This window comes from Rugamonas sp. FW305-51 (genome assembly GCF_058786935.1).
Genome location: NZ_JBYSZG010000006.1, coordinates 139,892 through 153,454 on the forward strand (window position 1 = coordinate 139,892; position 13,563 = coordinate 153,454).

Annotated in this window: 13 protein-coding genes; all 13 read right to left on the reverse strand. The window is 62.2% G+C overall.

Features of this window, described 5'->3' with window-relative positions; all coding sequences use genetic code 11:
- Nucleotides 1–10: 10 nt before the first annotated feature.
- Nucleotides 11–715, reverse strand: a complete 705-nt coding sequence (locus AC3WOS_RS06760) for a hypothetical protein (RefSeq protein ID WP_492715112.1) — start codon at nucleotides 713–715, stop codon at nucleotides 11–13.
- Between the two features lie 3 nt (nucleotides 716–718).
- A complete protein-coding gene (locus AC3WOS_RS06765; RefSeq protein ID WP_492715113.1) occupies nucleotides 719–1,276 on the reverse strand; it encodes an NUDIX domain-containing protein in 558 nt (185 codons plus the stop codon).
- Between the two features lie 36 nt (nucleotides 1,277–1,312).
- A complete protein-coding gene (locus AC3WOS_RS06770) occupies nucleotides 1,313–1,642 on the reverse strand; it encodes a DUF2818 family protein (RefSeq protein WP_492715114.1) in 330 nt (109 codons plus the stop codon).
- Complete coding sequence (gene nuoN / locus AC3WOS_RS06775; RefSeq protein WP_492715115.1) at nucleotides 1,642–3,129, reverse strand: NADH-quinone oxidoreductase subunit NuoN; 1,488 nt, start codon at nucleotides 3,127–3,129, stop codon at nucleotides 1,642–1,644. Before nuoN ends, AC3WOS_RS06770 begins: the two co-directional genes overlap by 1 nt.
- A 21-nt stretch (nucleotides 3,130–3,150) precedes the next feature.
- Nucleotides 3,151–4,650 (reverse strand): NADH-quinone oxidoreductase subunit M, encoded by a 1,500-nt coding sequence (locus AC3WOS_RS06780; protein WP_492715116.1) that lies wholly within the window; start codon nucleotides 4,648–4,650, stop codon nucleotides 3,151–3,153.
- 31 nt (nucleotides 4,651–4,681) lie between these two features.
- On the reverse strand, nucleotides 4,682–6,766 hold the full coding sequence (gene nuoL / locus AC3WOS_RS06785; RefSeq protein ID WP_492715117.1) for an NADH-quinone oxidoreductase subunit L: 2,085 nt from the start codon (nucleotides 6,764–6,766) through the stop codon (nucleotides 4,682–4,684).
- Nucleotides 6,767–6,801: 35 nt separating this feature from the next.
- A complete protein-coding gene (gene nuoK, locus AC3WOS_RS06790; RefSeq protein WP_090314441.1) occupies nucleotides 6,802–7,110 on the reverse strand; it encodes an NADH-quinone oxidoreductase subunit NuoK in 309 nt (102 codons plus the stop codon).
- Entirely contained in the window at nucleotides 7,107–7,739 is a 633-nt protein-coding gene (locus tag AC3WOS_RS06795) for an NADH-quinone oxidoreductase subunit J (RefSeq protein ID WP_492715118.1), read from the reverse strand. The genes nuoK and AC3WOS_RS06795 overlap by 4 nt, the downstream gene beginning before the upstream one ends.
- 99 nt (nucleotides 7,740–7,838) lie before the next feature.
- Nucleotides 7,839–8,327, reverse strand: coding sequence for an NADH-quinone oxidoreductase subunit NuoI (nuoI, locus tag AC3WOS_RS06800; protein ID WP_492715120.1), 489 nt, complete (start codon nucleotides 8,325–8,327; stop codon nucleotides 7,839–7,841).
- A gap of 11 nt (nucleotides 8,328–8,338) precedes the next feature.
- Nucleotides 8,339–9,424, reverse strand: coding sequence for an NADH-quinone oxidoreductase subunit NuoH (gene nuoH, locus AC3WOS_RS06805; RefSeq protein ID WP_492715121.1), 1,086 nt, complete (start codon nucleotides 9,422–9,424; stop codon nucleotides 8,339–8,341).
- Nucleotides 9,424–11,751, reverse strand: a complete 2,328-nt coding sequence (gene nuoG, locus AC3WOS_RS06810; RefSeq protein ID WP_492715122.1) for an NADH-quinone oxidoreductase subunit NuoG — start codon at nucleotides 11,749–11,751, stop codon at nucleotides 9,424–9,426. The genes nuoH and nuoG overlap by 1 nt, the downstream gene beginning before the upstream one ends.
- A gap of 22 nt (nucleotides 11,752–11,773) precedes the next feature.
- Nucleotides 11,774–13,069: an NADH-quinone oxidoreductase subunit NuoF gene (gene nuoF, locus AC3WOS_RS06815; protein ID WP_492715123.1), complete on the reverse strand. Its 1,296-nt coding sequence runs from the start codon at nucleotides 13,067–13,069 to the stop codon at nucleotides 11,774–11,776.
- Nucleotides 13,066–13,545: an NADH-quinone oxidoreductase subunit NuoE gene (gene nuoE, locus AC3WOS_RS06820; RefSeq protein ID WP_492715124.1), complete on the reverse strand. Its 480-nt coding sequence runs from the start codon at nucleotides 13,543–13,545 to the stop codon at nucleotides 13,066–13,068. Before nuoE ends, nuoF begins: the two co-directional genes overlap by 4 nt.
- Between the last annotated feature and the right edge of the window lie 18 nt (nucleotides 13,546–13,563).

The window sequence follows — 13,563 nt, forward strand, 5'->3', positions numbered from 1 at the left end:
CTGTGTCGTTTCAGAAGGTGTAGCCGCCATTGAGCACGTTGCGGATCTCGCCTTCGCAAGCCTGGCTCAGGCGCGCGTATTCTTCGGGCGCATCGATGCGGGCCTGCTCGGCGTCGACCTTGTGCAGCTCGGCCTTGATATAGTCCATCCAGCCATTGTCCACCTCGTGCGTCAGGGCCGACATGGCCGTGCCGGACGGCGCATACAGCGGCTTGTCCTGGAAGCGCCTGGCCAGCGCGTCGCGCACCGTCTTTTCCACCCGCGGCAAATCCTGCATGTAGGCGTGCATGTGGCGCAGTTCGTGTTTGAGGATTTCATTGTAGGCGCAGGAGCCGGCCGGGAATTCGCGCGCCACATAGATCACCACGGGCACATAGTACAGCTTGACCTCTATCCTGGGGGCGATGCATTCGTAGCCACTCTCCGGGTCCTGCAGCAGCGTGCCCGTGTAGCCCATCTTGACGCGCGAATCGGTCTGGGTCAGCCCCGCCACCTTGACGGCGCCGGCGGCCAGGCCATGCATCGACGTCAGCGCCTTGTAGGACAGGTGGGTATCGACCGTGTAGCCGCTTTGCTGGGCCGTCAGCACGGTGACCGTCTTGCTCAGGCTATCTTCACAGCGGACCTGGAACGGCGTGCGTTCGGCGTGCGCACCGGCCGCTGCCAGCAGGCATGCCGTGGCAAGCAGGAACCGTAATGTCCGCAGCAACGCCATCGCTCAGTCCAGCGTCCAGGCGCCGGAGCGGATTTTGTCGAGCCAGAACACACCGATGACGGTCTTGACGTCCGTGATCTTGCCGCTGCGGACCCAGTCCAGCAGCTCATCGATGGTGGCGGTGAAGGTTTCCAGGAATTCGCCGTCGTCCAGCTTGGCCGCGCCGGCGGTCAGGCCACGGGCCAGGTACAGGTCGAGGTGCTCGTCCGAATAGGCGATGGCATTATGGATCACACTGACAAATTGCCAATCCGTGGCCGTGTAACCGGTTTCCTCTTCCAGCTCGCGCTGGGCGCAGGCCAGCGGGTCTTCGCCGGGATCGATCTTACCAGCGGGGAATTCGATGAATACCTGGTCCAGCGGATAGCGGAATTGACGTTCCATCAACACCGTACCATCGTCCAGCAGAGGCAGGATGACGACCGCGCCAGGGTGGCGGATGTATTCGCGGGCCGTGTGTTGGCCATCCGGCAAGGCTACCCGGTCCTTCTGAACCTTGAGAAACTTGCCTTCGTAGACCAGTTCGCCGCCGACGCGGACTTCTTTCAGATGCTTGTCCATGCGCACTCCATATTGCCGTAGCGCTAGTGTATCAGATCACGCGCGGTGCTTGCGCAGGTAACGCATAACGAATCCGGGGAAGGCAAGGACGATGAAGAGGCAGGCCGTGATGGCGTAGAACTCCCACGTCTGTGGGAAAGGGGTGCCGATGCGGGCTTCCAGCGCAAAGCCGGCCGCCCCCACGGCGCAGTACATGACGGCCATTTCCGCCAGCCGCAGCCAGAAAGGCTTGCGCCGCACGGCCCGCGGGTCGCCGGGATGCCGCTTGAGCGGCAGCACGGCAAACATCCTGTCATTGAAGAAAGGCAGGTTGGCGGCCAGGATCGCCAGCACGATCACCAGCCAGCTGGCGGAAGACACTTCCATCAGGAATTGAGGGTCTTGGTCATGGCGCTCAGGCAGGCGCTCAGCAGCGGACCGGGCAGCATGCCCACCACCACCAGGGCGATGCCATTCAGGCTCAGGATGAAGTTCATGTCACCTTTCACCACCAGCGGCGCATTGTCGCTCGGCTCGTCGAACCACATCATCTTGACCACGCGCAGGTAGTAGAACGCGCCGATCAGCGAGAACATCACGGCCAGCACGGTCAGCCAGATCTGGCCCGTACCCAGCACCGCGGTCAGCACCGAGAACTTGGCGGTAAAGCCCAGCAGCGGCGGCACGCCGGCCAGCGAGAACATCATGATCGACATCAGCACGGCGAACCAGCCGTTGCGCTTGCTCAGGCCCTTGAAGTCGGCCAGTTCTTCCGCTTCGAAGCCGGAACGGGCCAGCACCATGATCATGCCGAAGCTGCCGGCCGTCGTCATCACGTAGGTGATGGCGTAGAACATGGCGGCGCTGTAGGCGGCCGAAGCGCCCGTACGGTCGGTCGTGCCGACCACGCCGGCCAGCAGGCCCAGCAGCACGAAGCCCATCTGGGCAATGGTCGAGTAAGCGAGCATGCGCTTGATGTTGGTCTGGGCGATGGCGGTCAGGTTACCGATGGCCAGCGACAGCACGGCCAGCACCATCAGCATCTGCTGCCAGTCCACGGCCATCGGCAGCAAGCCTTCCACCAGCAGGCGGATGCAGACGGCGAAGGTGGCCAGCTTGGGCGCACCGCCCAGCAGCAGCGTGACGGCCGTCGGCGAACCCTGGTACACGTCCGGTACCCACATGTGGAAGGGCACGGCACCGAGCTTGAAGGCCAGGCCGGCCACCAGGAACACCAGGCCGAACACGAGGATGGTGGGCTTGATGGTGCCGCTGGCAGCAGCCAGGGCCACCTTGGACAGGTCCAGCGTGCCGGTGGCGCCGTAAATCATCGACATGCCATACAGCAGGAAACCGGACGCCATGGCGCCCAGGATGAAGTACTTCATGGCCGCTTCCGTGGCCTTGGCGTTGTCGCGGCGCAGGGCCACCAGCGCGTACAGGGCCAGCGACATCAGTTCGATGCCCAGGTAGATGGACAGCATGCTGTTGCCGGAGATCATGACCATCTGGCCCAGCAGCGAGAACAGGGCCAGCACGTAGAACTCGCCGCCCAGGTTACCGCCCAGCATGCCACGGTCGGTGGCGTAGCCGCGCGAATAGACCAGCGTCATGCCGATCGAGACATAGGTGAAGATCTTGAGCAGGTTGGACATCGGATCCGACACGAACATGTTGTTGAACGTGTAGACCGTGGTGCCGGCCGCAAAGTCGACGTAGCTGAAGTAGCCGCAAACGAGCAGCGTCAGCAGCGACAGGACGTACGTGATCGAACGCTTGCCCTCGGACAGGAACATATCGATCAGCAAGATCGCCGACGCGGCGACCAGCAGAAAGACTTCTGCGTAGAGCGGGATCATGTTGGTGGTATTCATGTATGCGTTTCCGTTTTCTTCTTAAGGCAGCTTGCTGTGCGCAACGTGCGCGAGCAGGTCCGCGACCGAGGTTTGCATCGTGTCGGTGAACGGCGCGGGGTACAGGCCCATGGCCAGCACGGCCGCGGCCAGCAGGCCCAGCATCAAGAACTCGCGGGCGCCGATATCGGTCAGCTCGGCCACGTGGTGATTGGTCACCTTGCCGAAGATGACGCGCTTGGCCATCCACAGCGAGTAGGCGGCGCCCAGGATCAGCGCGGTGGCGGCGATCAGGCCGATCCAGAAGTTGGCCTTGACGGCGCCCAGGATGACCATGAACTCGCCCACGAAACCGGAGGTGGCAGGCAGGCCGCAGTTGGCCATGGAGAAGAAGATGAACAGCGCGGCGAACTTCGGCATCTTGTTCACTACCCCTCCGTAGTCGGCGATCTGGCGCGAGTGGGCGCGGTCGTACAGCACGCCGATGCACAGGAACATGGCGCCGGAGATGAAGCCGTGCGAGATCATCTGGACGATACCGCCCTGCACTGCCATGTCGTTAAACAGGAAGAAGCCCAGGGTGACGAAGCCCATGTGGGCGATCGACGAGTAAGCGACCAGCTTTTTCATGTCCTTCTGCACCAGTGCCACCAGGCCGATGTAGACCACGGCGATCAGCGACAGGGTAATGATGAAGTTGGCCATGTAGTGCGATGCGTCCGGGGTGATCGGCAGCGAGAACCGCACGAAACCGTAAGCGCCCAGCTTCAGCATGATGGCGGCCAGCACGGCGGAACCGCCCGTTGGCGCTTCCACGTGCACGTCGGGCAGCCAGGTGTGGACCGGGAACATCGGCACCTTGACGGCGAACGCCATCAGGAAGGCGATGAAGATGAAGATCTGCTCGCGCATGGTGAGCGCCGTACGGTGCCAGGTCAGGATGTCGAACGAACCGCCCGAAGCCTTGTACAGGTAGATGATGGCGATCAGCGTCAGCAGCGAACCGAAGAAGGTGTACAGGAAGAACTTGAACGAGGCGTACACGCGGTTCTCGCCGCCCCAGATACCGATGATGATGTACATCGGGATCAGGGTCGCTTCGAAGAAGAAGTAGAACAGCAGGCCGTCGAGCGCGCAGAACACGCCGATCATCAGGCCCGACAGGATCAGGAAGGCGCCCATGTACTGGGCCACGCGCTTCTGGATCACCTGCCAGGCCGAGATCACGACGATCACGGTGATGAAGGCCGTCAGCGGAATGAACCACAGCGACAGGCCGTCGATACCGAGCGAGTACAGGATGTTGAAGCGCTCGATCCAGGGCGACTTCTCGACGAACTGCATGCCGTGGGCCGCGTTGTCGAAATGCGAGATGAGCGGCAGCGTGACCAGGAAGCTGACGATGGAGCCGATCAGCGAGCCGACACGGACCATGCCGGCATTGCTGTCGCGGCCGAATGCCAGCACCAGCAGGCCGAAGGCGATCGGCACCCAGATCGCCAGGCTAAGGAACGGAGGTAATGTAGAAATTGACTGCATCATGGTTATCTTTATCTCTATGCGTATCAGCTAATTAAGCGTGCCAAAACGGCAGGAAGTAGACCAGGAACCCCAGAATGCCGAGGATCATGACGAACGCGTAGTGGTAGATATAACCGGTCTGCGCCAGGCGGGTCAGCGCCGAGAACCACTCCACAACCTTGGCGCTGCCGTTCACGACGAAGCCGTCGATCAGCGTGCGGTCGCCCACGTTCCACAGGCCGTTGCCCAGCAGGCGTGCACCGCCGGCGAACACCACCTCGTTGAACTTGTCCATGTAGTACTTGTTGTCCAGCAGCGTGTGGATGGCGTGGAACTTGTCGTAGAACCAGGCCGGCACGCGCGGATTGATCATGTAGCAGTAGTAGGCCGAAGCGACGCCGGCGAACGCCAGTGCCAGCGGCAGCGAGGTGAACGCATGCAGGGCCATGGCCATCGGGCCGTGGAATTCCTCGGTCAGTTTCTCGATCGCGTGGTGGTTCTCGCCGACGAAGATGACGCCGTTGAAGAATTTACCGAACAGCATAGGACCGATGGTCAGGTAGCCGATGATGACCGATGGGATGGCCAGCATCACCAGCGGGAACCACACGACGAACGGCGACTCGTGCGGCTTCTCGCCCGGGGCCAGGCCGTGGTGGCCGTGCGCGTCCTCTTCCTCTTCGTGGTGGGCATCCGAATCGTGCTCCACGTGGTCGGCGGCCGGGGCGTGATGGTCGTCATGGCCGTGGGCCTTGCCGAAGCGCTCTTCGCCGTGGAACACCAGGAAGTACATGCGGAACGAGTAGAACGCGGTCACGAACACGCCAGCCAGCACGGCGAAGTTGGCGAAGCCGGCGCCGGCGATGTGGGTCTCGGCCACGGCTTCGATGATCGAATCCTTGGAGTAGAAACCGGAGAAGAACGGCGTGCCGATCAGGGCCAGCGAACCGAGCAGCGATGTGATCCAGGTCACGGGCATGTACTTGCGCAGGCCGCCCATGTTGCGGATGTCCTGGTCGTGGTGCATGCCGATGATGACCGAACCGGCGCCCAGGAACAGCAGTGCCTTGAAGAACGCGTGGGTCATCAGGTGGAACACGGCGATCGAATAGGCCGACGAACCCAGTGCCACGGTCATGTAGCCCAGCTGCGACAGGGTCGAGTAAGCGACCACGCGCTTGATGTCGTTCTGGATGATGCCCAGGAAGCCCATGAACAGGGCCGTGATGGAACCGATGATCAGCACGAACGACAGCGCCGTTTCCGACAGCTCGAACAGGGGCGACATGCGGGTCACCATGAAGATACCGGCCGTCACCATGGTGGCGGCGTGGATCAGTGCCGAGATCGGGGTCGGGCCTTCCATCGAGTCAGGCAGCCACACGTGCAGCGGGAACTGGGCCGACTTGCCCATGGCGCCGATGAACAGGCAGATGCAGGCCACGGTCAGCAGCATCCAGTCCGTGCCCGGCAGCGTCAGGGCGGCCAGCGCCTCGCGCTTGGCGAACACTTCCTGGTAGTTCATCGAGCCGGCGTAGGCCAGCAGCAGGCCGATACCGAGGATGAAGCCGAAGTCGCCCACGCGGTTGACCAGGAACGCCTTCATGTTGGCCACGATCGCCGTCGGGCGCGTGTACCAGAAGCCGATCAGCAGGTACGACACCAGGCCCACCGCTTCCCAGCCGAAGAACAGCTGCAGGAAGTTGTTGGCCATCACCAGCATCAGCATCGAGAAGGTGAACAGCGAGATGTAGGCGAAGAAGCGGTTGTAGCCTTCGTCTTCGGCCATGTAGCCTATCGTGTAGATGTGCACCATCAGCGAGACAAACGTCACCACGCACATCATCATCGCCGACAGCGCGTCGATCTGGAAGCCCACTTCGAGCTTCAGGCCGGCCACCGTCATCCAGTTGTAGACGGTGCCGTTGTAGCCGGCGCCGCCGATGACGTCTGACAGCGTCATCGCCGACAGAATAAATGCAATCAGCACGCCAAGTATCGTCACGGTATGTGACGTCTTGCGGCCGACTAGATTCCCGAAGAATCGGGTTCCGAACAAGCCCGCAATCGCAGCGCCGGCCAGCGGCGCCAGAGGTACGGCAAGAAGGAGGTTAGGGTTAAGAGTTTGCCCCGCCATGATGAACCTTAATCGTTATTATTCGAGGTTGAAACTTAGCCTTTGAGGCTATCCAGGTCTTCTACGTTGATGGTGTCCAGGTTACGGAACATCACCACCAGGATCGCGAGGCCGATCGCCGATTCAGCGGCGGCCACGGTCAGGATGAAGAACACAAAGATTTGCCCGGCCGCGTCGCCCAGGTAATGCGAGAACGCGATGAAGTTCATGTTCACCGCCAGCAGCATCAGTTCGATGGCCATCAGCAGGATGATGATGTTCTTCCGGTTCAGGAAAATACCCACGATCGAGATCGCGAACAGGATCGCGCCAAGAACGAGGTAGTGAGCGAGCGATAAAGTCATGGAGCCTCCTTGTTTGCTGCACCGGCCTGCTCGCGGTTGGACACGGCGGCCATCTTGACGATGCGCAGACGGTCGTTACGCTTGACGCGCACTGCGTCAGCCGGGTCGAAATGCTTGGTGTCCTTGCGCTTGCGCAGCGTCAGGGCCACTGCGGCGATGATGGCCACCAGCAGCACGGCGGCGGCGACCTCGAACGCATAGACGTATTTGGTGTAGATCAGCAGGCCCAGTTCCTTGGTGCCGCCGATGTTGCCGGCGTTGGCCGGGCCCTGCGCCTCGAACGAGAGGAAATTGCGCCACAGGACGGCGGCCATTTCCAGCACGATCACGACGCCGATGAAGCTGGCCAGCGGCAAATAGCCCCAGAAGCCTTCGCGCATCTTGTCCATGTTGATGTCCAACATCATGACCACGAACAGGAACAGCACCATGACGGCGCCGACGTACACGAGCACCAGCACGATGGCGAGGAACTCGGCTTTCAGCAGCAGCCAGATGGCGGCGGCCGAGAAGAACGACAGCACCAGGAACAGTGCGGCGTGGACCGGATTGCGGGCCGTGATAACGCGGGTCGCGGCCAATATCATGATGGCCGAGAACACGTAGAACAAAGCAGTTTTAAATTCCATAACTAACCCAAGAGACGTACAGTTTATTGATCGAGACGCCACTGAATTGCGGCCCGCCCTGCCCTCGCCGCGGCGCGGTCGGGGGCTGGCCGCATCTCATCAGCGGTAAGGAGCGTCCGCTGCGCGCGCCGCGGCGATCTGCTCTTCGTAGCGATCGCCGACGGCCAGCAGCATCTCTTTCGTGTAGTACAGATCGCCGCGTTTTTCGCCGTGGTATTCCAGCACGTGCGTCTCGACGATGGAGTCGACCGGGCACGATTCTTCGCAGAAGCCGCAGAAGATGCACTTGGTCAGGTCGATGTCGTAACGCGTGGTGCGGCGCGAACCGTCGTCGCGCTGCTCCGATTCGATCGTGATGGCCATCGCCGGGCACACCGCTTCGCACAGTTTGCAGGCGATGCAGCGCTCTTCGCCGTTGGGATAACGGCGCAGCGCGTGCAGGCCGCGGAAGCGGGGCGACATCGGCGTCTTCTCTTCCGGGTACTGGATGGTGATCTTGCGCGAGAACATGTACTTGCCCGTCAGCGCCATCCCTTTGATCAGTTCGGTCAGCAAGAAGCTGCCGAAAAAGTCCTTGATACGTTCCATTATTTTCTTCCTTACTTCCAGATATTCCAGGATGTCTGCATCCAGCCGGCGACGAAGACCAGGTACACCAGGGTCAACGGGATAAACACTTTCCAGCCCAGACGCATGATCTGGTCATAACGGTAGCGAGGGAAGGTACCGCGCACCCAGATGAAGATGGATACGATCACGAAGGTCTTGGCGAACAGCCAGAAGAAGCCGCCGAAACCGCCCCAGAACTCGAGGAACTTGAATGGTGCGGCCCAGCCGCCCAGGAACATGATGGAGCCCAGGGCGCCCACCAGGATCATGTTGGCGTATTCGGCCAGCATGAACATGGCGTAGGCCATGCCCGAGTATTCGACCATGTGGCCGGCCACGATTTCCGATTCGCCCTCGACCACGTCGAACGGGTGACGGTTCGCTTCCGCCAGGCCCGAGGTCAGGTAGACCACGAACATGGGCAGCAGCGGCAGCCAGTTCCACGACAGGAAGTTCATGCCGTGCTCGACGAAGTAGCCCTTCTCCTGGCCGCCGACGATGTCGATGAAGTTCAGCGAACCGGACACCATCAGCACGATCACCAGCACGAAGCCCATCGGGATTTCGTAGGAAATCATCTGGGCCGAGGCGCGCATGGCGCCCATGAACGAGTACTTGGAGTTGGACGACCAGCCGGCGATGATGATGCCATACACTTCCATCGACGTGATGGCCAGCAACAGCAGCAGGCCGGCGTTGACGTTGGCCAGCACCGCTTCCGGACCGAAAGGCACGACCGACCAGGCGGCCAGGGCCGGCATGATGGTCATGATGGGACCGATCACGAACAGGCCAGGGTTGGCCTTGGCCGGCATGATGATTTCCTTGAACAGCAGCTTGAGCGCATCGGCGATAGGCTGCAGCAGGCCCATGGGACCGACGCGGTTGGGGCCGACGCGGATCTGGATCCAGCCGATGAACTTGCGCTCCCACAGGGTCAGGTAGGCAACCAGGCCCATCAGTGGCATCAGCACGACGATGATCTTGATCATGGTCCACACCAGTGGCCAGATGGGCGCCAGCACGCTGGCGGCGCCGGCGTTGTTAATGGCGGTGACGAATTCAGGCAGAGCCATTATTTCCCCTCTCCTGCTTTTTCAACTGTGATGGAACCGAACATGCTGCCCAGGGCGGCGGTCGACGCGTGAGCGGCGGCCACGCGCACGGCGTTGGCAGGCAGGCCGGCATCGACGGCGGCGACCAGGATCGCGCTGCCGGAACCTTGGCTAACTTTGACCTTGTCGCCGGCGGCGACGCCCAGCTGCTGCGCCAGGACCGTGGACAGGTGCGCTTTCGGCGCAGCCGCATCGGCCGTCTTTTGCAGCGACTCGGCACGGCGCACGACGGCGTCGGCGAAGTAGATCGGCACGTCCGTCACGCGCTCGGGCGCGGCAGCGTTGCCAAAGGCGGCGGCCACGGGGGCGGCCTTGCCGGCGTTGTTCAGGCGCGACGACACATCGGTCACACCGGCGCCCAGCACTTCGTCGCGGATCGCTTCCGAGGTGTCGTAGTCGAAACCGGACAGGCCCAGGATGTTACCGAGCACGCGCAGCACCTTCCAGCCCGGACGGGTGTCGGCCAGCGGCTTGACGGTGCCGTTGAAGCTCTGTGCCCGGCCTTCGCAGTTGACGAAGGTGCCCGACGTTTCGCTGAACGGCGACACCGGCAGCAGCACGTCGGCGTATTCCATGCCGTGCTTGTAGGCCGACAGCACGACCACCATGTCGGCGCGCTTGAGCGCGTCGGCCGCTTGCTGTGGGTTGACGGCGTCGAACTGCGGTTCCACGTTCAGCAGCACGTAAGCCTGTTTCGGCGTGCTGAAGACAGGGGCGGTGCCGCTGTTGGCGTTGGCGATGTAGGCGCCCACGGTGTTGGCCGCTTCCGTCAGCACGCCCAGCTTGGCGCCCGTCTGTTCGGCGATCCACTGTGCGGCCGCGTGCAGCGCGGCCGCTTGCGGGTGTTGTACGGCGGCGTTGCCCAGCAGGACAGCCTTGTTGTCACCGGACAGCAGGCTGGCGGCGATGGCGGCGGCAGCGTCGGACACGGTGACGGCGTCAAAGCCGGCCGGTGCCGCCACTTCCTTGGCCTTGGCCACGGCAGCGACCACTTGCGACAGCGCGGCCAGCCAGTCGGACGGCGCGGCGATCATCTTGTTGGCGATGGTCATCAGCTGGTCGTCGTCGGCTGCGTGCAGGATGGACAGCTTGGCGCCGCCCTTCACTGCCGTGCGCAGGCGGGTGGCCAGCAGCGGGTGATCCTTGCGCAGGAAGGAACCGATCACGAAGGCGCGGTTCAGCTGCGCGAAATCGGCAATCGACATGCCCAGCCATGGCTTGACGTCGGCCGCCAGCGAGAAGTCGCTGTGGCGCAGGCGCGTGTCCACGCTGTCCGAGCCCATGGCGCGGGTCAGCTTTTGCAGCAGGTGCAGTTCTTCCAGCGTCGAGTGTGGCGTGGCCAGTGCGGCCAGCGCGTTGGCGCCGTGTTCATGCTTGATGTTCTTCAGGCCGTGCGCCACGTATTCCAGCGCCGTCTGCCAGTCCACTTCCTTCCATTCGCCGCCCTGCTTGAGCATGGGCGCGGTCAAACGGTCGGCCGCTTCCAGGCCTTCGTAGGCGAAGCGGTCCTTGTCGGAAATCCAGCACTCGTTGATCGCTTCGTTTTCCAGCGGCAGCACGCGCTTGACCTTGCCCTGCTTGACCTGGACGATCAGGTTGGCGCCGAGGCCGTCGTGCGGGCTGACCGACTTGCGGCGCGACAGTTCCCAGCTGCGGGCGCTGTAGCGGAACGGCTTGGACGTGAGCGCGCCGACCGGGCACAGGTCGATCATGTTGCCCGACATTTCGGAGGTGACGGTCTGGCCCACGAAGGCCGTGATTTCCGAGTGTTCGCCGCGGCCTATCATGCCCAGCTCCATCACGCCGGCCACTTCCTGGCCAAAACGTACGCAGCGGGTGCACTGGATGCAACGCGACATTTCCTGCATGGACACCAGCGGACCGCCATCCTTGGGCGTGACGACGCGCTTTTCTTCCTCGTAGCGCGACTCGCCCTTGCCGTAACCGACGGCCAGGTCCTGCAGCTGGCATTCGCCGCCCTGATCGCAGATCGGGCAGTCCAGCGGGTGGTTAATGAGCAGGAATTCCATTACCGACTTCTGTGCCTGCACGGCCTTGTCGGACGCGGAGCGCACGATCATGCCGGCCGACACAGGCGTGGCGCAAGCGGGCAAAGGCTTGGGCGCCTTTTCCACTTCAACCAGGCACATGCGGCAGTTCGCAGCGATCGACAATTTCTTGTGATAGCAGAAGTGCGGAATGTAGGTTCCCAATTTGTTGGCGGCGTCCATCACCATGCTACCAGCAGGGACTTCGACTTTTTTGCCGTCTATTTCGATTTCAACCATGGTGATCGTTACCTGACGCAGCTTAGATGTAAGCGGGCACTAAGCAATGCTTGTGCTCGACGTGATATTCAAATTCTTCGCGGAACTGTTTGACGAAAGCCCGCACCGGCATCGCCGCCGCATCGCCCAGGGCGCAGATGGTGCGACCCTGGATGTTGTCGGCGATCGAGTTCAGCATATCCAGGTCCGACGCGCGGCCCTGGCCATGTTCGATACGATGCACCATGCGGTACATCCAGCCCGTGCCTTCACGGCAAGGGGTGCATTGGCCGCACGACTCTTCAAAGTAGAAGTAGGACAGGCGCTCGAGCGCCTTGACCATGCAGCGCGTTTCATCCATGACGATGACGGCGCCCGAGCCCAGCATGGAACCGGCCTTGGCGATCGAGTCGTAGTCCAGGTCGGTGTCCATCATGATCTCGCCGCGGATCACCGGAGCGGACGAACCGCCGGGGATGACAGCCTTGATTTTTTTGCCGCCGCGCATGCCGCCAGCCAGTTCCAGCAGCTTGGCGAACGGGGTGCCCAGCGGCACCTCGTAGTTGCCCGGCAGGTTGACGTCGCCTGAGATCGAGAAGATCTTGGAGCCGCCGTTGTTGGGCTTGCCCATGCCCAGGTATTTTTCCGGACCCATGTTCAGGATGAACGGCACGGCCGCGAAGGTTTCCGTGTTGTTGATCGTGGTGGGCTTGCCGTACAGGCCGAACGAGGCAGGGAATGGCGGCTTGAAGCGCGGTTGGCCCTTCTTGCCTTCCAGCGATTCGAGCAGTGCCGTCTCTTCGCCGCAGATGTAGGCGCCGTAGCCGTGGTGCGCGTGCAGCTGGAAGCTGAACGCGCTGCCCATGATCTGGTCGCCCAGGAAGCCGGCCGCGCGCGCCTCTTCCAGCGCTTCTTCAAAGCGCATGTATTCCTGGAAGATTTCGCCGTGGATGTAGTTGTAACCGACGGTGATGCCCATGGCGTAAGCGCCGATGGCCATGCCTTCGATCAGCGCATGGGGGTTGTAGCGAATGATGTCGCGGTCCTTGAACGTGCCCGGCTCGCCTTCGTCGGTGTTGCAGACGAGGTATTTCTGGCCCGGGAACTGGCGCGGCATGAAGCTCCACTTCAGGCCCGTGGGGAAGCCGGCGCCGCCGCGGCCGCGCAGCGACGACGCTTTCAGGTCGGCGATGATCTGTTCCGGCGAGATCTGCTCTTGCAGGATGCGGCGCAGCGCGCTGTAGCCGCCGCGCTTGACGTAGTCTTCCAGATGCCAGTTCTGGCCATCCAGGCCGGCCAGGATGACCGGGTCGATGTGTCGGTTATGGAGTGACGTCATTTCTTGAGTTCCTCGACCAGGGCGTCGATCTTGTCGTTCGACATGAAGCTGCACATGCGGTGGTTATTCACCAGCATCACCGGCGCGTCGCCGCAGGCGCCCATGCACTCGCCTTCCATCAGCGTGAACTCGCCGTCGGCCGTCGTGTCGCGGTAGTCGATGCCCAGCTTTTCCTTCAGGTGGTGGGCCGCGCGCTCACCGCCCGACAGGGCGCAAGGCAGGTTGGTGCACACGGTGATCTTGTGCTTGCCGACCGGCTTGAGGTTGTACATATTGTAGAAAGTGGCCACTTCCTGCACGGCGATGGCCGGCATGCGGATGTAGTCCGCCAGTTCCTGCATCACTTCGGGCGAGATCCAGCCCAGTTCAACCTGGGCGTGGGCCAGCGAGGCCATCACGGCCGATTGACGCTGGTCGGCCGGGTACTTGGCCAGTTCGCGGTCGATTTTCTTGTAGCACTGCTCTGATAACAACATACTTTTGCCTTTCGGACT